The following is a 25,086-nucleotide window of genomic DNA, read 5'->3' on the forward strand; positions in this document are numbered from 1 at the left end:
CGCAGAGATTAGTTCCATCTGACTAAAAATTTATCTAAGAGTTGACAGAACCGCCACTACAAAGGGGCGATAATATAACGGTTGCAATCACCGGACGCATATAGCTTCTGCTAGAATCAGCACGCTTCAAAGTTCCGGTGCATTGCAGTTGTTGGGCTGCTTGTTGGTTCACTTTTGGCTGCGTGTCGGGCTTCATATGCAAAAGGAGCAGACAGCGAAGTCAGTATTTTTGCGCGGTTGGCCGCACCACAATTTCGTTCACGTCCACGTCGGCGGGTTGCTCCACAGCATAGGCGATGGCGCGTGCAATGGCTTCGGCAGGAATTAGGTCAATGCGAAACTGCTCTATTACGGTCTTTTTCATTTCAGAGTCTGAAATTGTATTGGGCAGTTCCGATTCGGTCGCTCCTGGGGCTATTATTGTCACCCGGATGGTGTTGCCCATTTCCTGCCTCAGACCTTCTGATACCACACGCACGGCGTGCTTCGTAGCGCTATAAATCGTGGATGTAGGGCCGACCCACCTGTCGGCGATCGATGTAATGTTGACAAAATGACCAGAGTTCTGGGCTTTGAAAACCGGCAACGCCGCCGCAATGCCATACAACACGCCTTTCAAGTTTACGTCAATCATTCTGTCCCATTCTTCTACCTTCAATTGTTCAAGCAAAGAGAGCGGCATCAAGCCCGCATTGCTCACCAGCACGTCAACACGCCCGAATTGTACTTGTGCAAACTGGATAAATTTTTCCAGTTGTTCTTTTTGCGTAACATCCAAAGAGGTGAAGCAAACTTCTCCTCCGGCGGACTGAATTTCGTCTGCGATGGTCTTTAAATTTTCGATGCGCCGAGCGCCTAAGACGACTTTGGAGCCTTTGGTCGCCAAAAAACGTGCGGCAGCTTCACCAATTCCACTGCTGGCACCGGTAATAGCGATGACCTTTCCTGCGAGTCCTTCCTGTTGTGACGTGGTAAGTATATTCATAGATTACATCTTAACAAATTGTGATTTCCAGCCACAGAAACGCCGCGCTCAAACAGTCCAACTATGAATTAGACAGAAAGTTTCAGTCTAAAAGAACTATTAAGGTGTTTAGGCTGAATGTCAAGTTCCCGCTCCAATACCATCCACCAAAAAGATTATTTTTGTTTTGATGAGTATCCATGCAAAGTTCAGTTTTTAAGACTTGCTCTGTTCATGAATCATCTCTGTTTACTATCAATGGCTTGTGGCTAACCAGGCCTGTAATTCTGATACATCCTGAAAACTAAGCAACGCTTCACCGAGTAACTCTAATTGTTCAGACGTTAAGGATGTAATCTGATTTTCAAGAGAGGCATCAACACCACCTAATTTACGCCCTAGTTGACGAACAATTACTTTTGACTCGCCTTTTTGTTCTCCAAGTTTCTCCCCTTCTTGCCGTCCAATTTGGAGTACATCTTGATAAAGCCTGGTGTGGCTGAGGTCTTCTGCTTGCAGTCCGAGCATTTTACGAATTTCCTCCAAATTTAAATCAGGAAACTTATTTCCTAATATAGCCTCAATCAAATCTAGCCATTGGGTAAAATCAGAGGTGTTGGCTAGGGATTGGATGAGGTTCTGGGCCGCCTGGGGGGTTTGGGATGCTTCGATGACGATCAACTGTAGCAAGGCCTGGCCTGGGGATAAATCTGTTGCTGTAGCCAAATCCTCTAAATACAATTTCTGCACCTGCTGTTCCAAATACAGCCGATAGGGGACATCAACACCAAGCTCATGTTGCCGAGAAGCCAGGATCAGCAAACCTTGCCAGGGTCGGATCACTTGATATTGATGCAAATAGACATGAACCTCAGCAAAAAATCGGCCATAAAACCCCGCATCTGGTTGCATCTGGGCTTCAATAAACACAATCGGCAGGCCTGGATCTTCAGCAACTGGCGTAAACACACCATCAATCCGATATTCCGATTCCTTAACAACCGGTGCACTGTATTCAAACTCACAATTTGCGGGCAGGCCGGGGATCAATTCCGTAATCAAACGAGTCTGAAATAGAAAAATCGCATAAAATAACTTATCCGTTCTCATCCTCTCTCCTCTAAATGATTCTCAGGAAGTTAAGATTGGGAGAAAGTTCTAGAAACAATCAAGGCCTGGTGCAGGGCTTCACAGAGGTAGCTCAGTGGTAGTTGGGGGATCACTGGTAACTTCTTCCACATTAGAAAAGCGAAAGACTAACCGCAGAGGCTGACCCATTTCTCGGGAAATAAACTGCTGGAGTAGTTCAACCTGATTAGGGGTCACGGGTTCCGAAGCGCGTACATCAAGATTCACGGTTGGCGGGTCGGTACTCCAATTGGTCTCCATCCGAAATAGATCCAGGCGTTGAAAGGTTAAGGTTCGATTCACTAAGGCACTGCGGATATTGGCTTCAAGGCGGTTTTGCCGCAGCAGACGACCAAAACTGATCCCTAAAGGAATAACTAAGAGGCCCGTCAACACCACGCCAAGGGCAATCGGTCGCCGTCCTTTTTTCAGAGAGACATAACCGGAGAGCCAAAACACCACCATACAGGCAAAGGCGATTCCTAAAAGGTTAGTTAAGTAGAGTAGAGTTGCCCCCCGAGCCAGGCTGAGGTTGCTTTGGGCCAGGCCCAGGCCAATGGTACAAACAGGTGGCATTAAGGCGACGGCAATGGCGACCCCCGCTAAGGTACTAGAAATTTTCGGCTGCACCAAGGCATACCCCCCCACAGCCCCAGCCGCAACCGCAATGCCCAAGTCCAGCAAATTGGGTTGGGAACGGGCCATAATCTCACTGCCATAGATGGGAATGCTGGTAATTAATCCCAGGCTAGAGGAGATCACAATTGCAATCAATGTCCCAACAACAATTGCCGTACAAGCAAGGCGAAAAAGAGCTAAGTCCCCAATCAAAACCGCTAAAGCCAGACCACGAATCGGCATCATCAAGGGTGCAACAATCATCGCGCCAATAATCACGGCCGCACTATTACTCAACAGGCCCAAGGTCGCAATCAGACAAGAACCAACAATCAAAACCAGGTAGGAAATATCGGGATCACTCTCATGCCATAGGAGCGAGCGGAGTTGGGCTAATTCCTCACTGGAGGCTCGATTCCGGCGAAAATGAATGACTTGCTCAACCAGTCCCTGCCAATAGCGCATGAATTGACTCATTCGGAATGGCCTCAGAGAGATCAGGGAGCAGTGTGGGGACGGCTACGGGGATATTGGGTCATCAGACGGCGGACTTCTTCGGCATGGTAGGAGCTACGGGTTAAGGGGGATGAAACGACCTGTAAAAAGCCTAAGGATTCCCCTAAGGTTTGCCAGGCCTGGAACTGGGCCGGGGTAATAAATTCAGACACGGGCAAATGCTTCGGGCTGGGTTGGAGATATTGCCCCAGAGTCAGAATGTCACAATCCACGGCCCGTAAGTCCTGCATCACAGCTTCAACTTCGGCGTTTGTTTCCCCCAATCCCGCCATCATGCCCGACTTGGTATAGGTCCAGGGAGCCACCGCTCGGACACGCTTGAGTAAGGCCAAAGTCCGCTGGTAATCCCCTTGGGGACGGGTTCTTCGGTATAGGCGGGGGACGGTTTCTGTGTTGTGATTCAGAACATCGGGCTGGGCCTGGAGAATTAAATCAAGGGCTTGCCAATTGCCGCACAGATCTGGAATCAATACTTCAATCGTGGTTTGGGGGGAACGTTGCCGGATTTGCTCAATACAACGGACAAATTGACTCGCCCCCCCATCAACCAGATCATCCCGATTCACCGACGTAATTACCACATGATTCAGATTCAGACGGCCAACAGCTTCGGCTAATCGGATTGGTTCCGTGGGGTCTAAGGCTAAAGGCTTTTTGGTAAAGTCAATATCGCAATAGGGACAAGCGCGGGTACAGGCCGGCCCCATAATCAAAAACGTAGCGGTGCCTTGCTGGAAACATTCGCCAATATTCGGACAGGAGGCTTCTTCACAGACCGTATTGAGATTTAAATCTCGCAGCAAGCTTTTAACATCCCCCACCCGTTGCCATTGGGGAGCTTTGACCCGCAGCCAATCTGGCTTAACTGCCATACCGTTTCCTGTCTTAACCATCGTTCACCCTAGTTTAGCAAACTCGGTCTTTTTATAGTTTTAAGCCGAAAAATAAACCGGAGAGAGCAATCCCCCCGGCCTGGTCGGTGTAAATTTTTTCAGTCAGTCCTTGGGCTTAATCCCGACCATTCAAGGCAATCAACAGCCGCAGGATAAAGATAAACAGGTTGACATAGGTCAGGTACATGGACAAGGCAGCAGGCAGATATTGATCATCTTGATAGGTACGAGGGAGCACATAAAAGTCCACCACCGCTGCACCCACAAACAGGATCACCCCAATTCCAGAAATGGCAATTTCGAGAAAGGTTGGTGTGAAAATTCCAAAAACAGCAAAGAGAACCTGAGCCAAAATCACCACGAACAGCGCCATAATCCCCAACTGGATTGTCTTGGTCAGGGCCATGCCATCTTTATCGGACAAATTGGAGCCAATCGGCCGGGCCGCAATAAAGGTCACGCCACAGCCAAGGGCCGCAATCCCGATGCCACCAATGCCGACCCCCTTAGTTTGGAGAGCCACAAATAATAAGCCAGCCAAGGTATAACCCGTCAGCAAACTATAAGCTGCCAAAAGAGGTAGTGCCGCCGCCTTATTCCCAGACTCAGCCACACCGCGAGCAACAAAGAACAACGCTATGGAAGCAATAATCGCCACGATAAAGGTGGGCATGAATAGCTGTGGTGCTGAGGAAATGACCCCCAGGCCACCCCAGGCCCCGACCGACGTTAAAACTAAGCCACCCCCGACAAAGGGCAGGGCATTGGCAATCACACTGGGGCCAACGATGGCACTACTTTGGGCCTGGCGAATCGCGTCCCGAAAATTACTGGTACTACTCACCGCAGTTCTCCTTGGTTACGCACGACTTGGGAGTTAGATATTTTTTATTTTGCCATATTCATCTCAGCCAGGCCAGCCCCGTCCCATACGGAGAACCGCCCTTCATCAGGGTTTATTCATGGGGATTTATGCATCTTTCTTAAGCTGAGGGGCTAATTGTCTTCAGGTATCTTAGACATCTCGATCAACTAAAACCGCCTCTAACCAGGCCGGTGGATCGGGGATGGGATTCCCAAGCCGGGCCAAGAGCCGCCAAGCCACCATGTGCACAATCAAGGCATAGACATAGGATTGGCAAAAGACGAGAACTACCGCCGTGGCCTGAACTAAGCCAAAACTAGGAATCAGCAAAATCCCCAATTGCACTAAGGCCCAGTCCAAAAAGCTGGTGACTTGTTGGTTGACGTAAATCCAGAGGTTTTCCCCCAGCAAAGCCGACACCACCAGGATCTGAAAGAAAAAGCCAATACTTCCCAGAACCGCTCCCCAGAATAGGGAAATATGCCAAGGTGCTTTTTGCTTCCAGAGTCCCCCTAACACGACACCCAAAATTCCGTGAGGCAATAGATATTGGAGACTGCGGGGCGGCCCCATCAAAACCGATAGCAACAACGCACTCACAATAGCCCCCATCCAGGCCGCCCGCCGATGCCACCGTAAATAAATTAGTGCTACGGGAATTGGGAAGAAAATCCTCAATAGGGGCCCCGCTGGAACATAAAAATTGATCAGCCAAATTAAAGCCGCAGCACTGGCTAAAAAGGCAGTTTCGGTAATAACCAGGGTGCGTTGAATCTGTTGACGAATCAAGGCCTGGGCATAGTCTGGGTCGGAAATGGTTGCGGTACTGAGTTCTGGGCCAGACCAATCCTGATCATCCAGAAAAGAATCATCTCCATCCTCCGGCGTGGGGGGCAGGGAACTCATGGGGCAGGAATGGCAAAAACCAGAGGATTTTTTAGCATTTCTCCATCTTAGACGGTTCAGCTATCCAGACCAACTCGCCCGCCAAAGAGGGTAAATAGTTCCCGAGGATGCTATAAAATATGCCAGGTATAGCATTGGGTGAGGCCAAACTGGATGAGCGAAACTTACGACTTTCATCAACCTTCTGAGCACCAAGGTCATGAAGCAGAACCCTCGCCTGTGGATGCTGCCCCAGAAGTCAGTTACGCTGAACCTGCACCGTTAGCCATTGAAACTGAGCCGGGTACCATTGCCCCCCTTTCTCCAGAACCCACCCCAGCCGGGATGAGCGATGAGCAAATGCAGCAAATTCGGGAAAAACTCTACTGGCTCTTGACGGTGTTCCCAGAACAGATCGGAAACTTCTTTGGGGAATACAAACAACCCCTCACCACTGCTGCCATTGTTGTTGCCACGATTCCCTTTGTTGCTCTGGCCGTAGCAATTCTAGAAGTTATTGAGACCATTCCTCTCTTAGCCCCGACTTTTGAACTGATTGGGTTTGGCTTTAGCAGTTGGTTTGTCTATCGCTACTTGTTATTTGCCAAAAGCCGGAAGGAATTTGTCCAGAATATTGAGGACTACAAGAAACAAATTTTGGGGAGCATTGAACCCCCACAATCCTGAGGTCTTTGGCTGATGATCCATAAGCCTAACCCCTATCCCCGACTCAAGTGAGTCTAGCCTTCGGATTGGGGATTAACCCGCTGAAGTTGCCAGAGAATTTGGTTCCCTTCTCGCCGAACTCGGGAAATTGCCCAATTGCGCCATGTCCATTCATCGCCCCGACTGGTGACTGCACTAGCATTGACATCCATCAAGTCCGCAAGTTCTGAACTACTAATTAAGTACCCGGCATTGGCAATTGCATCGGCCACGTGCAAGGTTGTAATTAAGTCCACCAAATTTTGCATCCGTGGTGTAGTTGCTCCGCTGGGGAAGCTACCTTCTGAATAGTGGGGGAGTAATTCTGAGAGATTAGCCATCATGGTTTGTTGAACCTCATTTTTATGGCATGGTTAGTACCCCCTTTATAGCTTATCTAAAGATTTTTGTTGGGGCTTTCCTGTCCGAGTAACTGAGGCATGATTGGAACATCTAGAACCAGCTATAAAATTGAAGCTACCGCCCCGCTAATTCAGGTACAGGTAAGGATGGCCAATGGGCAAAGGCTGGCAGTTAACATTGAGATTGAGCTTAGGCGTGATCTTGGCTTTACTCTTCAGTTGGCTTGGATTGGGCCAGGCCTGGGTGGCATCTCCCATGATTCACAGTCAGGTCAATTACTATGGCATTACTGGGACAAGTGCATTAGCGTTACGTCAACAAATGAATCGACTCGGGCCATCCGGTCAAAATGGCAGACGCTTTGATGCTTACACGAAATGGCACGTGGCCTGGCGGTATCGTTACGGCTTGGTTGGGGGCAGTTGTCGCATGACCTCTTTGGCTGTCAAGACTGACATTACCTACACCATGCCCCAATGGCAAAACTTTCAACAAGCGCGCCGTTCACTTCAACAGCAATGGCACCGCTACTACCAGGCCCTGCAAATGCATGAAGACGGTCACAGCAATCACGGTCGTGCCGCCACCCAGGAAATCTGGCAACGTTTAAGCAATCTCACACAACCCACCTGTGCTTCTATGGGGCAAGTTGCCAATCAAGCCGCCCAAGGGATTATCCGCCGCTACGCCCAAAAGGACATTGACTATGATCGCCAAACTGGCCATGGCCGTACCCAAGGAGCCATTTTCCCCTAAACACAGCCAAAATCGGTCAGGAAGATTTTTGTCTCAATTCAAGAACGCTTAAAAAGGCAAATCATCTGGGGGTAAATCTGGTTCAGCCAAAGGACGAGTTGGGGTGGCTGGTGGGGGGGGGACGGGTGTACTAGAGCGAGCAGGAGCAGCAGCGGCCACCGGGGGAGGAGAGGCGGGCGTGACCGCAGATGCAGGTTTACTAGTGAGAGAAGCGGGTTCGGCCTGGCGGGTGACAATTTGGCCATCCCCCGTCAACCAATGAATCTTACTTGCCGTCAGTTCAGCCCGCTTTTCCTTGAAGCCTTCCGGTCGTTCCCAGGTATTCATGTTCAGCCGCCCTTCAATTAAGAGGCGATCTTGGAGCTTGCATTGGTCTTGCATTTGTTGAGCTAAATTACCCCAGCCAATTACCTTGAGGGTTTCGGGAGGGTCTTCGGCCCGTTGCCCCGGAAACTGAACGATCATCGTTGCAATGGGAGTTTGATTATCTTGGGTATAGCGTAGTTCTGGCGGTTCAATGATTTCTGCCATTAAGACACAACTATTCATGGCCTTAAGTTCCAAGGAATCAGGAGCAAACTTAGTATAGCGTTAGGTTTGCCGGGAAAATAGTATTACCTTTATCAGATGAAACAGGCGAAAGCGCGGAAACATTGACAGGCACAATTCTGTTGGGCTTTTAGCGTTTTTTCAATAAATCTCATCGCTTGAGTCTATTCCTTTTCTGATTCTGTGATGGCTTTCTGGGTGAGTTCTTTAAGGATTAGGCATTTTGTAGCTTGGAGATATTTTCTTGCCACTTGATTTCAGTCTCTATGTCCTCAAGCCGTTGCTTGGCGAGTTCAAAAGTTTAAAGTCAAGTTTTTGGCTCATCGCGATCACGGGGTTCCGATGCGGCAGCCATAATCCGGTATTTTGGAAGGGCGGATATTCACAATAGGCTAGGGTCAACCATGTTTTGGCAAGGGATTACCAGCAGCAGTCCAATCAAATTTGGGACTGATGGGTGGCGGGGAGTTATTGGCGCAGAGTTTACCTTTGAGCGGCTAATTCGGGCTGCCCAGGCCGCGGCCTTAGTCCTTAATACCACCTATGGCCCGTCCACCCACAGTCAGCAGATTATTGTTGGCTATGATCGGCGGTTCCTTGCAGAAGAATTTGCCCAGGCCGTGGCGGAAACGCTGAAAGACTTGGGGTTTGATGTTCTCTTGGCGAATCAATTTGCCCCCACGCCGGCCTTTAGTTGGGCCGTTAAACAACACAAGGCGTTGGGTGCGCTCGTGATTACGGCCAGCCATAACCCTGGCATCTACTCCGGTCTGAAAGTGAAAGGGGCCTTTGCTGGTTCTGTGCCGCCGGAAGTGACCGAAAAAATTGAGGAGGAATTAACTCGCCCCCATCTCCATGTCCAGGCCCGCACCGGCAGCATGACACCATTTGACCCTTGGCCGAGTTATTGCCAGGCCTTGCAGCAAAAAGTTGATTTACCTGCGATTCAAACTGCCATAAAAACCCACCACCTGACGGTTTGGGCCGATGTGATGCACGGATCCGCAGCGGGAGGTTTAGGGCGTATTTTGGGACAACCCATTCATGAACTTAATAGCGGCCGAGATCCCCTCTTTAGTGGTGGCGCACCGGAACCGATTGGGAAATATCTCCAGGCCAGTTGTGCCAGAATTCGCCAGGCCGCCCAGGAAACCCAGGGGAAAACCGTTGGCTTGGTTTTTGACGGTGATGCGGATCGGATTGCGGCCATTGATGCCCAAGGAAATTTATTAACCGCCCAACAGTTAATCCCAATTTTGATTGATCACTTAACGGTGCAGCATGGCTATCGGGGCGAGGTGATTAAATCCATCAGTAGTTCTGATTTGATTCCCAAGGTGGTAGCCTTACATGGTCTCAGCCTCTATGAAACCCCGATTGGCTTTAAGTACATTGGTGATCGGATGCTCATGGGTGGAGATGTCCTTTTAGGAGGGGAAGAGTCCGGCGGCATCGGCTATGGCAACCATACTCCTGAACGGGATGCGCTGTTGTCGGCACTCTATGTTTTGGAGGCAGTAGTTAAGTCGGGCCTGGATTTAGCGGCTTACTATCAGTCTCTCCAAGTTAAAACCGGGTTTACATCCTACTACGACCGAATTGATCTTCATCTGCCCAATCTAGCAGCCAAAGACAACCTCCAGCATCTTCTAGAAACGAATCCGCCCCAAACTGTTCTCGAAACTCCCGTTGAAAAATTACAAACCATTGATGGCTTTAAGTTCCATTTAGGGGATCACGGTTGGCTATTGATTCGCTTTAGTGGTACCGAGCCGTTATTACGCCTTTACTGCGAAAGTATTTCCCCAGAGCGGGTGCAAGCCACCTTGAATTGGGCCAAGGCCTGGGCAGAAACCATCAGTTAGGGGACTAAAACTTGCCGGAATGTTGCTAATTATTAAGTTTCATGCAGACTTGACCAATCTGGTAGTATTTGGACACAATTGAAAGCAGTTGATTTTTTGGGTCTTAGGACCTGGCACGTTAGTTTACCTGGGCAATTGGGCATGGAAACGCTGGAGTTTGTCATTTATCCGGATGGGCGAGTTGTGGAGCGGGTGACGGGAGTTTCTGGCTCGTCTTGCGCGGAAGTGACGGCGGCCATCGAAGCAGAATTGGGCTGTGTCATCAGTCAGCAACCCACCTCGGACTATTTTGCCTCCACCTTGACCCAACGCCAAGAAACTCCGGCGCAAGTTAGTTTCAGTGAGTGGTAGTTCTGCTGAATGCTCTTAGTCTGTTCATACATCTATCTTTTACCCTTGGGAAAAATCATGTCTCACTTCAGTCAAATCAAAACCCAAATTCGCAGTCTCCCCGCCCTCAAGTCGGCTTTGAATGATTTAGAACTCACTTGGAAGCCCGGCCCACAACCCCTGCAAGGCTACCAAGGGCAAACCCAAACTGCTGATGTGGTCATTCCCCAAGATAATGGCTATGGCATTGGCTTTCGCTGGAATGGAACAGAGTATGAACTGGTGGCAGATTTAGAACTTTGGAACCAGGCCTGGAGTGTTGAACGGTTTTTAGATAAAGTCAATCAACGTTACGCCTACCATGCCGTGCTCCAATCAGCCCAGGCCCAGGGTTTTGCTGTTACAGAAGAACAACAACAAAATGATGGCAGTTTGCGGTTAGTGGTTCAACGTTGGCGGGGTTAGGCTCTATGGAGCGGTCGGGCCTGGAACCGGAACTGGGCGGCCTGGTACGGCAGAAAGGGGTGTATGTGGATGAGGTCACTTGCATTGGCTGTAAACACTGCGCCCATGTGGCCCGAAATACTTTTTTTATTGAGCCAAACTACGGTCGTTCTCGGGTTGTCCGTCAAGATGGCGATAGTGAAGACCTGATCCAAGAAGCGATTGATACCTGCCCGGTAGATTGTATTCATTGGGTTGATTACACCAAGCTTAAAACTCTGGAAGCCGAGCGTGAAACCTTAATCATTCCTTTGCCTGGGTTTCCGATAGACCGGGCTACAATCCGCCGCAAAAAACGCCCCGCCTAGGTTTAATATGCTCCTTGTTGAAACAGGACAATCCGCAGCGTTTCCACCAGAATTTCTAAATCTAGGTTAAACGACCAGTTATCAATGTAATAAAGGTCAAGGCGGGCGGCTTCGTCAAAGTGCCCAATTTTAGAGCGACCCGAAATTTGCCATAGTCCCGTAATTCCCGGTAAGACATGGTGGCGAATATGATGCCAAGAATTAAACCGTTGCACATCGCGCACAGGCAGGGGCCTGGGGCCAACTAAACTCATTTGACCGAGCAAAATATTAAATAACTGGGGCAACTCATCAATACTGGTACGTCTTAACCAACGGCCGAAGGGGGTAATCCGGGGATCATCCTTAATCTTAAATAAAATCCCATCACAGGACTCATTTGCCGTTTCTAGTTCCGCTTGGCGGTGGTGAGCATTGCAATCCATGGTGCGGAATTTCCACATCTGAAAGACTCGCCCTCGCAACCCAACCCGTTCTTGGCAAAAAAATATTGGGCCGGGGGAGGTTATCCTAATGCCGACTGCCACAACAATAAGTACCGGCGCAAGCAGTACCACTCCCAATAATGCTCCAACCACATCCAGGCCCCGTTTGAGGCGATATTCCAGGCCATTGAGATAGGTCACTTCTGCCCGGAGTGTGGGTAACGCCGCAAAAATTTCGGGAACACCGCGCCGATACAAAATCTCCAAACTGGAGGGGACTAAGCGCAAATGAATTCCCCGTTGGCGCAGTTGCCAGTAGAGGGTGGAGGCTAAATCTGTTGGGGGTAAATTTGCCGCTAAGACCTCTTGGGGACTGGACTGGAGAATGGCCTGCCAGGTTTCTGGGGTATAGGCAGCGTTGGCCTGGGCCGTACCGACAATTGCATAATGGGATTGCTTTTCTAGGGTATGCAGCAATAGTTCTAACCGTTCTGGTGGGGCAATTAAAAAAACCCGCACTTGTTGTTGATGCGCCCGCAGTTGGGTCACCAAAGTTGCCAAAAGCCGCAAGCCAATGACCAGTATGACACTGCCAATCCAGGCCATGAAAAATAACGACCGTGGCATATCCAAAGTGGGGTCATAGCAATAACTAATCACTAGGGACAAAATGTAGCCTAAACTAACTAACTGCCCGGCCCGGAGATAGTTTTTCCAGTCCCGGCGCGGATGATACAGCCCACCCATGGCCAAAATCAGTAAAATGCCCAGGGCAAAGCCCCAGAATAAACTTGGCAGCCCAAACCACTCCCACCAAACTAATTCCGGAGGGATTGGGGAATATAAGCGATTAAATTTCAAGCCAATTTTCCAGGCCCCGACTAAAGCCACTAAGTCGCAACTCAACAGCAATAAGGTTTGATAGCCCTGTGGGGAAAAAAGCCAGGATAACCGTACAGGTTGGGGGGCCCGGATATCACGCTCTCCCGATCCGGAAACCAGTTTTTTGGCCAGGCCTGGAAACACATTGCCTCCCATGTTCTCCCTAGTTCTACTATTCCGCAAAAGCGAGAGGAACTTACCACCCGGCCTGGGGGAATTGCTCAATCTACCCCTGAGTTAGAGTTGTCAAGAGTTACCCCTATAAACTGCCTGTGTAACGCTATAGTCAAGATCCATGCCTTAAATCCAGTCAAACTCTCTAATTTCTATCCAACCCTAATTTCTATTTAAGTAGACTATGCTCCTCCATCTTTCCACCTGGCCCGAAGTTGAAACCTACTTACAAACCTCCACAGGGATCATTTTGCCCATTGGTTCAACGGAACAACACGGCCCCACGGGGTTAATTGGCACGGATGCGATTTGTGCAGAACTGATTGCCAAGGGAGTCGGGGAGGAAACCAAGGCCCTTGTTGCCCCAACCCTTAACGTCGGCATGGCCCTGCATCACATGGAATTTCCCGGCAGTATCAGCTTACGACCGAGTACCTTAATTTTGGTGATTCGCGATTATTTAGTCGGCTTAGTCCGCGCCGGTTTTACAAAATTCTTTTTTATCAATGGTCATGGGGGAAATATTGCCACGCTCAAGGCTGCTTTTGCGGAAACCTATGCCACAGTTGCAGATCTAGGGCTGCCCCAGGCCAACGTGGTTCAATGTTATTTAGCCAACTGGTTCATGGTTGGGGCTGTCATCAAACGAGCTAGGGAATTATATGGCGATCAAGAAGGTTCCCATGCTACTCCCAGCGAAGTTGCAGTCACTCAATTTGCCTATCCCGCTGCGATCAAACAGGCTCCTTTAACTACCCCAGTTAATCGAGATCATGTCATCTATGGAGCCGCAGATTTTCGCCAACGCTACCCCGATGGACGGATGGGTTCCAATCCCGGCCTGGCCACCCCGGAACATGGGCAAGAACTCTATGAACTGGCCGTCACTGAACTGAGTAAGAGCTATCGACAATTTTTAGCGGCTCAGTGATGGGGGTAGGGTTTTCCGATATGATGATCCTGATGCTGCCGTTGAGAAACATTCAACTGATATTATGGAAACTCTCAAAATTACCGTTTATATTGTCGTTAGTTTTTTCGTCCTGCTGTTCGTTTTTGGGTTTCTCTCTAGTGACCCCTCTCGGAACCCGAAGCGCAAAGATCTAGACTAGACAAGCTCAAGGGGGAGGCTGCACCCTGAGAAGAGCACCCTAGCGGTTGTTTTTAATTGGCCGGATTATGCCTGTTCTCCCCCCCCTATTTCTCTCTCTGCCCCCCCAACCTTTACCCCCTCCAACCACTCTTCCTAAACCGGCTGAACTGACCGATCTCAGCGGAGAATCGGAGGCAGCACTTTTAGGGCCTGGAGTTAATCTGGCAAAAACAAACGCCCCAAATGCGCCATCTCCGACCCAAGTTCGCTTTGTTGTGGCCTCCCCCATCCCGTGGCAAAAGCCGACTCGAGTTGACCTAGCCCAAGTTGAAATTACAGTTCCTACCCCTGGCAATCCAGAATCCCCGCCGCCCCAGGCTAATCAAAGTAGTACTGAACCCCTGGAAACCCTGGCAGATCGGCAAGAATACGATACCCTGCGCCAGTTTTTTAATGCCATTGGTGATGTCTTTATCCGCTTTCGGGAAGCCGAACTAACCGCCGACCGGGTCCAAACCGACTTAAACGAAAACATCTTAGTAGCGGAGGGCAATGTTGTCCTCACGCGCGGGGATCAAGTGATTCGGGGGGATCGCTTAGAGTACAACCTGATTTTGGATCGGGGTGTTGTTACCCAGGCCAGCGGGGCAATCAATATCCAAAAAACTGATCAGTTTACGAGTCCCAGAGCGGCAACGCCTAATCTTCCGGGATTACCCACCTTGCCTAGCTTCCAGTCTGCCAACAATCCCGTAAATCCCGAAGGACAGTCTAATATTGATCGGCTGTTGTTCGTAGCAGATCGCTTGGAATTTGATGGGCGGCGATGGTATGCCAGTAATTTGCGGCTGACCAATGACCCCTTTGCTCCGCCTGAACTGGAATTTCGAGCCAGAGAAGCAACCCTGGAACCCATTTCTCCCCAAAATAGCCGTTTAATTGCCCGCCAAGGCCGGTTGGTGTTCGATCAATCCTTCGCGATTCCAATTCCGCGAGAGGAATATATTTTAGGTGAACAGCAGGAAATTCTCCCCTTTCAAGCTGGTTATGACAGCACCGATCGGGGTGGGTTTTACTTGTCAAAGGCATTTAGCCTTGTCCGCAATAGTTCCACCAGTTTAATCCTGTCTCCTGAGTTCTATCTACAACGGTCGATTAATAGTAATTTCGATCTGGGCCAAACGGACATCTATGGGGCAACCCTCCAAGTTAGACACGGGTTTACGCCCATGACTCGGTTGATCGGCTATGGTCTAATTACGAACTTGGATCCCAATGCCTGGCCAACCACTGCCCGCGGGAATTTACTTCTTCAACAAAGCTTTGCATCTGGCTATGTCTTGAATACCCAAGGGATTTTTCGGGAGCGGCTGATCAATGGTTCCTTAGGAGAGCAGGATTTACAGAGCAGTTTAGGGGGGGTGTTCATTTCCCCAAATATTACCTTGGGGCAAACGGGGATTAACCTGAGCTACCAGGCCGGGGGACAGTACATTACCGCCAATAGTGATCAACCCAGTTTAGGACCCCAACCAGGCCTGGGGCGTTTGCAAGGGGTAGTCAACCTCTATCGAGAATTTCGGCTCTGGCAAGGTCAGACACTTCCACCCACCCGTGAAGAAGGCCTACGCTACAGTCCCGCCCCCTTACAGCCCTATTTCTCCATTTACTTCACTGGGCAAGCTGTGGGTACTTATTACACCAGTGGCAATACACAACCCGCTTTACAGGGGGGTGGAGGCTTTCGAGGACAGTTAGGTCATTTAAGGCGTAATTGGTTTGACTATACAGGCTTTGACGTGGGTTACAGTCAGACCTTTAGTAGTGGTGGCTCTCCCTTTTTGTTTGACCGGATTGCCGACTTTAGTGTGCTCAACGTAGGGGCGCGGCAACAACTCTATGGGCCTGTCCTTGCGGGTGTCACCTCACAATTAAATGTCGGCACAGGTAACTTTTTTAACACGAATTTTTTCCTCGAGTACAGTCGTCGCACCTATGGGTTGTTTATTCGCTATAACGTGGATCTGGGCGTGGCGGGGATCGCCTTTCGGATTAATGGTTTCAACTGGCAGGGCAACACCAATCCCTTTAGCAGTCCAAATATCGGTGTGGTTCAGGATGGGGTGATTCGCCCGGATCGCTAAAAATATAAAACAATTGACTTTTCAAAGACCTAACATTGAACGGTTGAACTATGGATAGAGTATGATTAGCAGTCTGAGAAGTTGGGTTTAACTTGGCCAGCGTCTTACTTCAAATTTTATTTTACTATGGTTATTGCGAGACCTTCAATTATGATCCCCGGAGAGCTTTTGTCCGAGTCAGGCGAACTTTTACTCAATGCAGGTCGGCCCACCATAGTGCTTCCTGTGTCCAACTCGGGTGATCGCCCGATTCAAGTCGGCTCCCATTTTCACTTTTATGAAGTCAATCGCAGCCTGGAGTTTGATCGTGACCAGGCCTGGGGGATGCGCTTAGATATTCCGGCGGGGACAGCGGTTAGGTTTGAACCAGGAGATACCAAAACCGTACAACTCGTGGCAATAGGCGGTAAACGGGAGATTTATGGCTTCAATGGCCAGGTGTCTGGAGCCTTGGATGCTCCCAAAGAGGTAACCAGCTAACTTTAGGTCTCCTAGGGGATCAACTGGGTTTAAACGTATCGTATAGTTCAACAATATCCAATGTTTTGTTACACCTAGGGTCTAAACCAGCAAGGGCCTTACACAAATCAACCCCAAAAAAATGTCCAATCGAGGAAATTGGACTGGGCCGTGGATTTAGCTCAATAAAATAATATTTATTATTATCGAAAATAAAATCAATATCAAACAATCCTGTAAATTTTAGCTCCCCTAGCAGTTTTCTTGTGGATGCTTCAGCTTCCTGAGCCTCAATATGTTTAACTCTTATGGCATGACCTGTATCATTAATTTCTACCTTCTTACAAGTAAATATAGCTTTTATTTCCCCATCAAAGGCAACCCCAGTCGTCACAGCCCCAGTACCTGGCAAAAACTCTTCAATAAATGTTTCATCAGCATCTAGCAGCCAAGTTGTATTTCTGCCTAGCAGTTCACGGGCTAACTTTTTGATGATTGATGGTTTACAGAAGTTACGGTTTTTTAAGCCATTTTTCAATTCTTTCTCATTGGCACAGATGAGAACGCCATCACCACCATGACCAACTGCTTTTTTCAAGACAACTGGAAAATTAACAGCATTCAACTCATTTAACTTAAATTTCTTTGGCATATTTATATTCAGTTTTTCCACGACCCTATTGATATATACCTTGCTGTAGGTAATCCCGTCAGTGACCGTCTCTCCCAAAGAGTCTCGGAGCAAATGCCGATTGGGAAAAGTTTCTCCATCTAGACGATATACTCGTTGCATCAGAGCCACTGCTAATTCATCTCCAGGAATTATAAAGTCGATTTTGAAATAATCTATTGCCTTATCTAAATCTCTTTTAGTTGTATCTATAAACTTGCGCCCTGGCTTTAAGAAACTTAGTAGCCTATATCCTTGTACGGCACTACTGCTTAAAACTGATGCCCCGACTGGACTCAGTACAAAAACCTTGAAGCCTGCAGCTAATAAACTATTGGGAAGCCTATATAAGCCCACATATCTATCTGTGCAAAATATTAATATTTTCTTCACAATAAGATTACATCAGCAACTTTACAAAGGTTGGTAGAACACTTTTAATTGGACATCCATAATGAATAAAAAACTTTTTCGGAGATTGACAGCCTCAAAGATTCGGTGACAAATCGGACAACGCTCACGTCTGTCTCATGCGATAAAAATAGACTAGCTCCACTGCAACACTCGCCCATTATATAAATTCATACTCTGCTCCACTCCCCTCTGCACACAGGCCGTCACCGCCGCCACCGCCAAATCGAGAACATCGGGAAGTAATTTCAGGTCATCGCTGGAAAAATTGGCTAACACATAGGGCACTGCATCCCGCGGCCCTTTTTGATTCAACCGAAACTCATTGGCAATCCCGACCCGCAATCGAGGAAACTCTTCACTGCCCCCATGACTGATGATCGAGCGCATCCCATTATGACCACCGGCAGAGCCACTTAGCCGAATCCGTACTCGTCCTAGGGCCAAATCCGCATCGTCGTAAATGACCAGAATTGAATTTAGGGGTAGCTTATACCAATCCAGAACGGCCCGGAGAGACTGTCCCGACTGGTTCATGTAAGTAGTGGGCTTGAGAAGACGAATCTTTCCCTGGCCTGGGATGATGCCTTCCCCCAGTAAACCGTGAAATTTTGACTGACTCGTTAAGGAAATATGCCAGGCCTGGGCAAGGGCATCAATAACCCGAAAGCCAATATTGTGTCGGGTTTGGGCGTACTTTTCTCCCGGATTACCCAGGCCAACAATCAACTGGGGCATGACCAACCCAGCCATAGCCTAGACAGCCGATTCCAATGATTCAGGCGATTTTTCAGGATTAGCCACCGCCTCTACAACCGCACTTACTTCAGCCGACTCAACTACGGATTCCACCGGGGACAATTCCGGGGCCTGGGCTGGTGGTAAGGAGACCGTTGGGGTAGGCTCACTCTCTAAAGCAGCAGCTTGCCGTTTAAACTCATCTTGAAAGTCACGGGATGCATCCTGGAAACTCCGCAGAGCCTTGCCCAAACTTTTGCCAATTTCTGGCAGCTTTTTCGGGCCAAAGACGAGTAATGCCACGACTAAAATCAAGATGATTTCCGGCAAGCCGATGCCAAAAAAATTCATATTCCTTAATCCTTAACCTTTCCAACTGGCAGTGAAGCCATCCAAAATCAAGCTGGAATTGTAGATTTCCAAAATAATTAGTAAAAAGACTAAAAACAGCCCCATAAACACCGCCATCAACGGAGTCGTCCCCCAGCCAGGAGCAACTTTCCCATATTCAGAGTTAAGGGGACGGAGAATATCGCCTAACCAAGTGCGCTTTGCCATAGGTGTATTACTTAAATGAGCAGAGTTTTAACGTTCCGTAATATTATAGAGGAAACCGATCCCCTAAATACCCTATGTCTTACGAGCCTGCAACAGTTCTTAGTATTACCCTTGCCGCTATCTGTATCGGCATTACTGGCTACTCTATCTATCTCTCCTTTGGCCCTCCTTCCAAAGAACTGGCCGATCCCTTTGATGACCACGAAGACTAAAAATCTTCAATTCCCTGTTGTCGTCCAATTTTCTCAAGTTTTTTAGATCAAACACCTAACCAGGCCTGCTATACTGAAAGACCGGGCATTAAATTGCCTTGAGTTGGCCTGTCCACAAACCCCCGTTTTCAAGCCAATTAACAGGAGTGCCAGAGTGACCAAAGGCAGCGATGTAGAAAAGACCGCCCCAAATAATACTGGGTTTAACCCGGCTACTTTTCTGCAAGAAACTAAAGAAGAACTGAACAAGGTAGTTTGGCCCGACCGCCAACGGTTAATTGGAGAATCCGCCGCAGTTATTTTAATTGTCTCCCTCTCGGCAGGTCTGATTTATTTGGTAGATCAACTGTTTAGTTGGTTGGCTGGGAGTATTTTTTAGAAATCCTATGGTAAATGATCTAACTGATTCCCCCCCTATCTATCCAACGGAAACAGCGGATATTGGTCAAAGTTATTGGTACATTGTCCAAGTTGCTTCTGGGTGTGAAAAAAAGGTTAAAAGCACCATTGAACAGCGGCTACACACCCTAGACGTGGCTGATCGCATCTTTCAAGTCGAAATTCCCCAAACCCCAACCATCCGGATCAAAAAAGACGGCTCTCGGACTACTTCGGAAGAAAAAGTTTTTCCGGGCTATGTTCTGATTCGAGTTCGAGCCAACACAACGCCAGAGGGGGTCTTAGAAATTGATGATGAGGCCTGGCAGGTTATTAAAAATACTCCCAACGTGATCAACTTTGTTGGCTCGGAACAACGGCGAGCTTCTGGACGCGGCCGTGGTCACGTCAAACCCCTCCCCTTAAGTCCTGCCGAGGTTGCCCGCATCTTCAAGAAAGTGGAAGAGCAAGAGCCGATTCACAAAATTGACTTGGTGCTGGGTGACAAAGTCAAGGTTCTCAGTGGCCCATTTAAGGACTTTGAAGGGGATGTGATTGAAGTCAGCCCAGAACGGAGCAAACTGAAGGTCTTACTATCTATTTTTGGACGGGAAACCTCAGTGGAATTAGAAGTCAACCAAATTGAGAAACAAAGTTAGGATTTTGATTCATGGCTAAAAAAGTCACTGCAATTATTAAATTGGCGATCCAGGCCGGTAAAGCAAACCCTGCTCCACCTATTGGTCCTGCCCTGGGACAACATGGGGTTAACATCATGATGTTCTGCAAGGAGTACAATGCTCGCACCGCTGACCAGGTGGGAACTGTTATTCCGGTAGAAATCTCGGTCTTTGAAGATCGCAGCTTTACCTTTATCCTCAAAACCCCACCGGCCTCTGTATTGATTCAAAAAGCCGCCGGTATTGAACGGGGTTCTGGAGAGCCGAACAAGAAAAAAGTTGGTCAACTCACCCGCTCCCAACTCCAGGGGATTGCCCAGCAGAAAATGCCGGATTTGAACGCCAACGATATTGAAGCTGCCATGCGGATTATTGAAGGCACAGCCCGGAACATGGGTGTGACGATTGTTGATTAAGTCGCTGATTTAGTCACACGATGAAAAGTCCAAAACGTTTTCCAGTTGTTTCCTGTTGTTGATGTTGGTTGTCTGAATTATTGATGTTTACGGGGGAGGAATATAATTCCGCAATGACCCCAGGAGAAAATAATGGCAAAAGTCTCAAAACGGTTACGGGAACTCCAGGCCAAGGTAGAAGATCGCCCCTATGCGCCTTTGGATGCCTTGAATTTGCTCAAAGAAACAGCCACTGCCAAATTTCCCGAATCCGCTGAAGCCCACATTCGCTTGGGAATTGATCCTAAATATACGGATCAACAACTGCGGACGACGGTTGCACTCCCGAAAGGAACGGGCCAAACAGTCCGAGTTGCCGTGATTGCCCGAGGTGAAAAAGTCAACGAAGCCACCCAGGCCGGGGCCGATATTGCCGGCTCCGAAGAGTTGATTGACGAAATCCAAAAAGGGATGATGGATTTTGATTTGTTGATTGCCACCCCAGACATGATGCCCCAAGTGGCCAAAGTCGGTCGGATCCTCGGGCCCCGGGGGTTAATGCCCTCCCCCAAAGCCGGAACCGTTACCTTTGACTTGCCCCAGGCCATTTCTGAGTTCAAAGCTGGTAAACTGGAATTCCGTGCTGATCGGACGGGGATTGTTCACGTTCTCTTTGGTAAAGCGAGTTTTCCGGCAGAAGACCTGTTAGTTAACCTCAAAGCTTTACAGGAGACCATTGATCGGAATCGTCCTTCGGGAGCCAAAGGTCGCTTCTGGCGCAGTATTTATGTTGCTGCCACCATGGGGCCTTCCATTCAAGTGGATATCAGCGGTTTACGCGATCTCAAATTTGGAGAAGTCTAGGAGAGAAACAGTTCTGCCAATTTCCAGGGATAAATCTTCATTCCCTCACAACTAAATCGCCGGAGACAGCAGGTGCAGTTTGCTTAATATCCTGCCGAGGTAAACCCAAATCTACAGGTTTCTTAGTTCCTCTAAGCCTATCCTGATTAGTTTGCCCCCGGCCTATATGGTAAGGGGGTTTGTTTTTATCCAAAGATGGCTTGAGTTTTTCGATACCAGTTTTACGATTTTGTTGTTCAGGAGGTGACTAGTGGGTCGAACCTACGCCAATAAGCAAGAGATTGTGGCAGATCTCAAATCCCTGCTCAGTGAAGCTCAAATGGCCATGGTGGTTGACTTCCAAGGCCTGACCGTGGCAGAACTGACGGACTTACGGAATCGGCTACGGCCGTCCAATACCGTCTGTAAGGTAACTAAAAACACCTTGATGGAAATTGCGATTACTGATCAGACTCAGTGGCAACCCCTGTCCCAATTTCTCCAGGGCCCTTCAGCATTTCTGTTGGTCAAGGACGATCTGGGTGGGGCAATTAAGGCCTATCAAGAGTTCCAAAAGGTTACCAAGAAAACCACGATTCGCGGTGGCGTCTTTGATGGCCAGGCCCTGAGTGAAGACCAAGTTAAAGCCATTGGTTCACTGCCATCGAAGGAAGAGTTAATGGCTCAAGTAGCCGGGGCCTTAAATGCCTTGACGACCAAGATTGCCTTTGGGATCAAAGAAGTTCCGGCCTCCTTGGCACGGGCAACCCAGGCCATTGCTGATAAAGGTTAAAGTTTTCCCCGTTCTCTGCTGATGCTGGGCATCAAACAAATTTGACTGAGTTGAATTGACGTTTTTGTTTTTAGGAGTTTAGACAATGTCTGCTGCAACCGATGAAATTTTAGAAAAGTTAAAAACCCTCAGCCTCTTGGAAGCTGCTGAATTGGTTAAGCAAATCGAAGAAGCCTTTGGCGTGAGTGCTGCGGCTCCTGTGGGCGGGATGATTATGGCGGCTCCGGCTGGTGGTGCGGCGGCCCCTGCAGAAGAAGTGGAAGAGAAAACCGCTTTTGACGTGATCTTGGAAGAAGTTCCCGCCGACAAGAAAATTGCGGTGCTGAAAGTGGTACGCTCCTTGACTGGCCTGGGCCTGAAAGAAGCCAAAGATGTGGTGGAATCTACCCCGAAACCGATTAAAGAGGGTGTACCCAAGGAAGATGCCGAAGCCGCCAAGAAAGAACTTGAGGAAGCTGGAGCCAAAGCCAGCGTCAAATAGATTTCAGTTTAATCTTTTGATTTTCATTAACTTTTTGAGGGGCCGACAATGGCTCCTTTTTATTTTAAAATCAAAAATTCAATTGAGACCAAACCCACTATTCTTAGTAAAGCCTCGGCAAAATGGGGATATGCTGTCTTTGGATAAATACAATGCTGCCTGATAATCTGATCCAGCGATTTCAGAAATTATTTGAGTTCATGGATCGCAATCGTGATGGCGTATTGGACTATAAAACCGATTTGGAAGTTGTGGCAGAGCATTTTGCGGCTCGTAAATTTACCCCTGGAACCCCTGAGTATGCAGAACTGTTTGCTCTTCTCGCCCACACCTACGCCTGGGAAAACAGTCGCCGAGATCTAAATCATGATGGCAAAGTGACCTTAGATGAATTTGTTCAAGGCCATGCCGCAGTGGTGCAGTTGATGACTTCCCATCCCCAGGCCGGAGTTGCCTTTATTGAGCGGGCCGCAGGTGGCTTCTTTGATATTTTGGATACTGATGGCGATGGTTACTTAACCGAGGTAGATGTTCAAGATTATGCAGAGGCCTATGAAAAAGGTGGGGCATGGGTTGTGACTAATTTTCAGCAGTTGCTTGCGAATTCCAAAACGGCTGACTTGGGGATGTCTAAAGCAGAATTTCTGGAACTGGTGCGCCAATATTGGTTTGAACCGGATGATTCCCTCCCAGGAGCTAGTTTATTTGGCGATCCCGATACAGCAACTTGGTTGTGAGCAAGTGTGAATACCGTTGTTCTTCTGTACCGTTGGTGGTCTATTCCCCCTAATCTCAATTTTTTGCCAAGTTGACCCAATTCATTAAGACCCTCAAGTTTGGGAATTGATCTCTGTTTAAACCTTTTCAATTAACTTACGGCCCATCAACCCTTGCGGACGAATAATCAAGACTAAAAATAAGAGACTAAATCCAACCGCATCCCGAAATCCCGACCATTCAGAGGGGACAAAACTCTCCACTAAGCCGAGGAAAATCCCCGCCAACATCGTTCCCGGAATACTCCCCAGGCCACCCAAGACAATCACCGCCAGGCCCTTCAACCCAAAACTGAGGCCAAACTGTGGTCCGGTAATACTCACACTCGCTGCCACCAAGCTCCCTGCCACCGCTGCCAAAAAGCTACTGATGAAAAATGTCAAACTAATAAACCCATCGGGATTGATCCCCAATAACTTTGCCGTTATCTCATCCTCTGCCACTGCTTGCATCGCCTTACCCATCTGAGTTCCATTAATCCAAAGGGTTAAGGTAATGAGTAACAGAACTGAAACGATAAAAATCACCAATTGACTGGTGCGAATCAACAGGGGAGAGGTCGTAGAGCCAAAATTAATCGCCGCTGGAATTTGACCATAGATCCCACTTGGCAAGGTATAAACTTCAGCCCCAACAAGGTATTGGATCAGGTTGACCAGGATCACCGCCACCCCCAAACTAGAAACAACGCTTAGGAGCGGTTCAGCCCCCGCCTTCCGCAACGGACGAAAAGCCCCCCACTCAATTCCCAGGCCAACCAAGCCACATAAAACCCCACTCAAGATCACGGCCAGAGGAAAAGGCAAACTGAAGGGGAGTTGAGCATTGGCGAGGATGCCATTAAAACCGAACCGACTCCCAAGCAAACCATAGGTCAAGTAAGCACCCAAGGCAAAAACCGGCCCGTGGGCAAAGTTAATCATACCTAAAATTGAAAATACCAAGGTATACCCCAAGGCAAATAGGGCATAGACACTACCCAAGGAAAGACCGTTCAAAACCGTTTGAAGAAAGTCAGCCATTTTATCAAGTTCAGGCAATTGCCTGGAAGGAAGACATTAAAATTACTGAGGTATCAACCATAGCCAGAATTCAAGAAGAGGGCCAAATTTTGCTAAGGTGAATGGTGTAAATCCATCAGACAGATAAAGATTCCCACCCATATTCTCTCCTTTGCCATAACATTTTTCTATCACACTACTATATCTACAGCTAGCATCATTGCCCGATTCTGAACAAAGATATCCCAATGGGGTTGACGAGTTCCTACTCATCTGGACAGCACTCTAGCCCTGATCACTACAACCCACATTCCTGCTTTAGCCTCTATTTCTCCCTGCCTCTCCATGACGACAACTTACTCAGTCACAATTCATGATCGCCAACGCCAGCAAACCTACCAAGTTAGGGTTCCGGCGGATCGGTACATTCTCCATAGTGCAGAAGCCACTGGGACTGAATTACCCTTTGCTTGCCGGAATGGGGCTTGTACCACCTGTGCAGTGCAGGTCAAATCCGGCTCCCTCAGACAACCCGAAGCGATGGGGCTTTCACCCAAACTCCAGGCCCAGGGGTATGCCCTTCTCTGTGTCTCCTATGCTGAATCAGATCTAGTCGTAGAAACCCAAGACGAAGATGAGGTCTATGAACTCCAATTTGGGCAATATTTTGGTAAGGGGAAAGTCCAAATCGGGCTACCGTTGGATGAGGACTAATTGGCATAT

General features: G+C 48.5%; 33 protein-coding genes and 1 other annotated feature. Of the genes, 19 read left to right on the top strand and 14 right to left on the bottom strand.

Annotated features, from left to right (window positions below):
• Window positions 1-220: 220 nt before the first annotated feature.
• From SYN6312_RS08940 to SYN6312_RS08965, 6 genes are all read right to left on the bottom strand, one after another.
• Window positions 221-985: an SDR family oxidoreductase gene (locus SYN6312_RS08940; RefSeq protein WP_015124542.1), complete on the bottom strand. Its 765-nt coding sequence runs from the start codon at window positions 983-985 to the stop codon at window positions 221-223.
• 234 nt (window positions 986-1,219) lie between these two features.
• The gene (locus SYN6312_RS08945) at window positions 1,220-2,074 is read right to left on the bottom strand and encodes a DUF2887 domain-containing protein (RefSeq protein WP_015124543.1); all 855 of its coding nucleotides are present in this window, start codon (window positions 2,072-2,074) and stop codon (window positions 1,220-1,222) included.
• A 78-nt stretch (window positions 2,075-2,152) separates the two neighbouring features.
• Window positions 2,153-3,187 carry a DUF389 domain-containing protein gene (locus SYN6312_RS08950; protein ID WP_015124544.1) on the bottom strand — a complete coding sequence of 345 codons (1,035 nt, stop codon included), beginning with the start codon at window positions 3,185-3,187 and terminating at the stop codon, window positions 2,153-2,155.
• Window positions 3,188-3,207: 20 nt separating this feature from the next.
• Entirely contained in the window at window positions 3,208-4,098 is an 891-nt protein-coding gene (lipA, locus tag SYN6312_RS08955) for a lipoyl synthase (RefSeq protein ID WP_015124545.1), read from the bottom strand.
• A 136-nt stretch (window positions 4,099-4,234) separates the two neighbouring features.
• Window positions 4,235-4,963: a Bax inhibitor-1 family protein gene (locus tag SYN6312_RS08960; RefSeq protein ID WP_015124546.1), complete on the bottom strand. Its 729-nt coding sequence runs from the start codon at window positions 4,961-4,963 to the stop codon at window positions 4,235-4,237.
• A gap of 171 nt (window positions 4,964-5,134) precedes the next feature.
• The gene (locus tag SYN6312_RS08965) at window positions 5,135-5,890 is read right to left on the bottom strand and encodes a DUF2232 domain-containing protein (RefSeq protein ID WP_015124547.1); all 756 of its coding nucleotides are present in this window, start codon (window positions 5,888-5,890) and stop codon (window positions 5,135-5,137) included.
• 153 nt (window positions 5,891-6,043) lie between these two features.
• On the opposite strand from SYN6312_RS08965, the gene SYN6312_RS08970 reads away from it, so the two are divergent.
• Window positions 6,044-6,556, top strand: a complete 513-nt coding sequence (locus SYN6312_RS08970; RefSeq protein WP_015124548.1) for a CAAD domain-containing protein — start codon at window positions 6,044-6,046, stop codon at window positions 6,554-6,556.
• Window positions 6,557-6,609: 53 nt separating this feature from the next.
• Here the strand turns inward: SYN6312_RS08970 and SYN6312_RS08975 are convergent, their stop codons facing one another.
• Window positions 6,610-6,918, bottom strand: coding sequence for a hypothetical protein (locus tag SYN6312_RS08975; protein ID WP_015124549.1), 309 nt, complete (start codon window positions 6,916-6,918; stop codon window positions 6,610-6,612).
• Between the two features lie 220 nt (window positions 6,919-7,138).
• Between SYN6312_RS08975 and SYN6312_RS08980 the strand changes: the two genes are divergently transcribed.
• Window positions 7,139-7,693: a DUF922 domain-containing Zn-dependent protease gene (locus SYN6312_RS08980; protein ID WP_172636043.1), complete on the top strand. Its 555-nt coding sequence runs from the start codon at window positions 7,139-7,141 to the stop codon at window positions 7,691-7,693.
• A gap of 48 nt (window positions 7,694-7,741) precedes the next feature.
• Here the strand turns inward: SYN6312_RS08980 and SYN6312_RS08985 are convergent, their stop codons facing one another.
• Window positions 7,742-8,242, bottom strand: coding sequence for a single-stranded DNA-binding protein (locus SYN6312_RS08985; protein WP_015124551.1), 501 nt, complete (start codon window positions 8,240-8,242; stop codon window positions 7,742-7,744).
• Between the two features lie 404 nt (window positions 8,243-8,646).
• Here SYN6312_RS08985 and SYN6312_RS08990 point away from each other — a divergent pair, with 404 nt between their 5' ends.
• From SYN6312_RS08990 to SYN6312_RS09005, 4 genes are all read left to right on the top strand, one after another.
• Window positions 8,647-10,107 (top strand): phosphoglucomutase/phosphomannomutase family protein, encoded by a 1,461-nt coding sequence (locus SYN6312_RS08990; protein WP_015124552.1) that lies wholly within the window; start codon window positions 8,647-8,649, stop codon window positions 10,105-10,107.
• A 141-nt stretch (window positions 10,108-10,248) separates the two neighbouring features.
• Window positions 10,249-10,458 carry a DUF2997 domain-containing protein gene (locus SYN6312_RS08995; protein WP_041430791.1) on the top strand — a complete coding sequence of 70 codons (210 nt, stop codon included), beginning with the start codon at window positions 10,249-10,251 and terminating at the stop codon, window positions 10,456-10,458.
• A 57-nt stretch (window positions 10,459-10,515) separates the two neighbouring features.
• The gene (locus tag SYN6312_RS09000; RefSeq protein WP_015124554.1) at window positions 10,516-10,902 is read left to right on the top strand and encodes a DUF1257 domain-containing protein; all 387 of its coding nucleotides are present in this window, start codon (window positions 10,516-10,518) and stop codon (window positions 10,900-10,902) included.
• A 5-nt stretch (window positions 10,903-10,907) separates the two neighbouring features.
• Window positions 10,908-11,249, top strand: coding sequence for a ferredoxin (locus SYN6312_RS09005; protein ID WP_015124555.1), 342 nt, complete (start codon window positions 10,908-10,910; stop codon window positions 11,247-11,249).
• 2 nt (window positions 11,250-11,251) lie between these two features.
• Here the strand turns inward: SYN6312_RS09005 and SYN6312_RS09010 are convergent, their stop codons facing one another.
• The gene (locus tag SYN6312_RS09010; protein WP_015124556.1) at window positions 11,252-12,712 is read right to left on the bottom strand and encodes a sugar transferase; all 1,461 of its coding nucleotides are present in this window, start codon (window positions 12,710-12,712) and stop codon (window positions 11,252-11,254) included.
• Window positions 12,713-12,914: 202 nt separating this feature from the next.
• On the opposite strand from SYN6312_RS09010, the gene SYN6312_RS09015 reads away from it, so the two are divergent.
• The 4 genes from SYN6312_RS09015 (at window position 12,915) to SYN6312_RS09025 (ending at window position 16,447) form a co-directional block, all read left to right on the top strand.
• Window positions 12,915-13,661: a creatininase family protein gene (locus tag SYN6312_RS09015; RefSeq protein WP_015124557.1), complete on the top strand. Its 747-nt coding sequence runs from the start codon at window positions 12,915-12,917 to the stop codon at window positions 13,659-13,661.
• A gap of 64 nt (window positions 13,662-13,725) precedes the next feature.
• Window positions 13,726-13,842: a photosystem II reaction center protein I gene (locus SYN6312_RS18855; RefSeq protein ID WP_015124558.1), complete on the top strand. Its 117-nt coding sequence runs from the start codon at window positions 13,726-13,728 to the stop codon at window positions 13,840-13,842.
• A 67-nt stretch (window positions 13,843-13,909) separates the two neighbouring features.
• Complete coding sequence (locus tag SYN6312_RS09020; RefSeq protein ID WP_015124559.1) at window positions 13,910-15,967, top strand: DUF3769 domain-containing protein; 2,058 nt, start codon at window positions 13,910-13,912, stop codon at window positions 15,965-15,967.
• Between the two features lie 150 nt (window positions 15,968-16,117).
• Entirely contained in the window at window positions 16,118-16,447 is a 330-nt protein-coding gene (locus SYN6312_RS09025; RefSeq protein WP_015124560.1) for an urease subunit beta, read from the top strand.
• 19 nt (window positions 16,448-16,466) lie between these two features.
• On the opposite strand, the gene SYN6312_RS09030 is transcribed toward SYN6312_RS09025, so the two are convergent.
• The 4 genes from SYN6312_RS09030 to psbH form a co-directional block, all read right to left on the bottom strand.
• Window positions 16,467-17,489 (bottom strand): ATP-grasp domain-containing protein, encoded by a 1,023-nt coding sequence (locus tag SYN6312_RS09030; protein ID WP_156804766.1) that lies wholly within the window; start codon window positions 17,487-17,489, stop codon window positions 16,467-16,469.
• Window positions 17,490-17,642: 153 nt separating this feature from the next.
• Window positions 17,643-18,260: an aminoacyl-tRNA hydrolase gene (pth, locus tag SYN6312_RS09035; RefSeq protein ID WP_015124562.1), complete on the bottom strand. Its 618-nt coding sequence runs from the start codon at window positions 18,258-18,260 to the stop codon at window positions 17,643-17,645.
• A 3-nt stretch (window positions 18,261-18,263) separates the two neighbouring features.
• Window positions 18,264-18,596, bottom strand: a complete 333-nt coding sequence (locus SYN6312_RS20735; protein ID WP_015124563.1) for a TatA/E family twin arginine-targeting protein translocase — start codon at window positions 18,594-18,596, stop codon at window positions 18,264-18,266.
• 12 nt (window positions 18,597-18,608) lie between these two features.
• Window positions 18,609-18,803, bottom strand: a complete 195-nt coding sequence (gene psbH / locus SYN6312_RS09045; protein WP_015124564.1) for a photosystem II reaction center phosphoprotein PsbH — start codon at window positions 18,801-18,803, stop codon at window positions 18,609-18,611.
• 74 nt (window positions 18,804-18,877) lie between these two features.
• On the opposite strand from psbH, the gene psbN reads away from it, so the two are divergent.
• From psbN to SYN6312_RS09085, 8 genes are all read left to right on the top strand, one after another.
• Window positions 18,878-19,015, top strand: a complete 138-nt coding sequence (gene psbN, locus SYN6312_RS09050) for a photosystem II reaction center protein PsbN (RefSeq protein WP_015124565.1) — start codon at window positions 18,878-18,880, stop codon at window positions 19,013-19,015.
• Between the two features lie 154 nt (window positions 19,016-19,169).
• The gene (secE, locus tag SYN6312_RS09055) at window positions 19,170-19,394 is read left to right on the top strand and encodes a preprotein translocase subunit SecE (RefSeq protein WP_015124566.1); all 225 of its coding nucleotides are present in this window, start codon (window positions 19,170-19,172) and stop codon (window positions 19,392-19,394) included.
• Between the two features lie 7 nt (window positions 19,395-19,401).
• Complete coding sequence (nusG, locus tag SYN6312_RS09060) at window positions 19,402-20,052, top strand: transcription termination/antitermination protein NusG (protein ID WP_015124567.1); 651 nt, start codon at window positions 19,402-19,404, stop codon at window positions 20,050-20,052.
• Window positions 20,053-20,063: 11 nt separating this feature from the next.
• Complete coding sequence (rplK, locus tag SYN6312_RS09065) at window positions 20,064-20,489, top strand: 50S ribosomal protein L11 (RefSeq protein WP_015124568.1); 426 nt, start codon at window positions 20,064-20,066, stop codon at window positions 20,487-20,489.
• Window positions 20,490-20,618: 129 nt separating this feature from the next.
• On the top strand, window positions 20,619-21,332 hold the full coding sequence (gene rplA / locus SYN6312_RS09070; protein WP_172636083.1) for a 50S ribosomal protein L1: 714 nt from the start codon (window positions 20,619-20,621) through the stop codon (window positions 21,330-21,332).
• Window positions 21,333-21,373: 41 nt separating this feature from the next.
• Window positions 21,374-21,525: a sequence feature (ribosomal protein L10 leader region), on the top strand.
• Between the two features lie 57 nt (window positions 21,526-21,582).
• The gene (gene rplJ / locus SYN6312_RS09075) at window positions 21,583-22,104 is read left to right on the top strand and encodes a 50S ribosomal protein L10 (protein ID WP_015124570.1); all 522 of its coding nucleotides are present in this window, start codon (window positions 21,583-21,585) and stop codon (window positions 22,102-22,104) included.
• 85 nt (window positions 22,105-22,189) lie between these two features.
• Window positions 22,190-22,585, top strand: coding sequence for a 50S ribosomal protein L7/L12 (gene rplL / locus SYN6312_RS09080; protein ID WP_015124571.1), 396 nt, complete (start codon window positions 22,190-22,192; stop codon window positions 22,583-22,585).
• A 152-nt stretch (window positions 22,586-22,737) separates the two neighbouring features.
• The gene (locus SYN6312_RS09085; RefSeq protein ID WP_015124573.1) at window positions 22,738-23,322 is read left to right on the top strand and encodes an EF-hand domain-containing protein; all 585 of its coding nucleotides are present in this window, start codon (window positions 22,738-22,740) and stop codon (window positions 23,320-23,322) included.
• A gap of 117 nt (window positions 23,323-23,439) precedes the next feature.
• On the opposite strand, the gene SYN6312_RS09090 is transcribed toward SYN6312_RS09085, so the two are convergent.
• The gene (locus SYN6312_RS09090) at window positions 23,440-24,384 is read right to left on the bottom strand and encodes a branched-chain amino acid ABC transporter permease (RefSeq protein ID WP_015124574.1); all 945 of its coding nucleotides are present in this window, start codon (window positions 24,382-24,384) and stop codon (window positions 23,440-23,442) included.
• 324 nt (window positions 24,385-24,708) lie between these two features.
• On the opposite strand from SYN6312_RS09090, the gene SYN6312_RS09095 reads away from it, so the two are divergent.
• Window positions 24,709-25,077 carry a 2Fe-2S iron-sulfur cluster-binding protein gene (locus SYN6312_RS09095; RefSeq protein ID WP_015124575.1) on the top strand — a complete coding sequence of 123 codons (369 nt, stop codon included), beginning with the start codon at window positions 24,709-24,711 and terminating at the stop codon, window positions 25,075-25,077.
• Window positions 25,078-25,086: the final 9 nt, after the last annotated feature.

The sequence above is a fragment of the Synechococcus sp. PCC 6312 genome (genome assembly GCF_000316685.1).
Classification (GTDB): Bacteria; Cyanobacteriota; Cyanobacteriia; order Thermosynechococcales; family Thermosynechococcaceae; genus Pseudocalidococcus.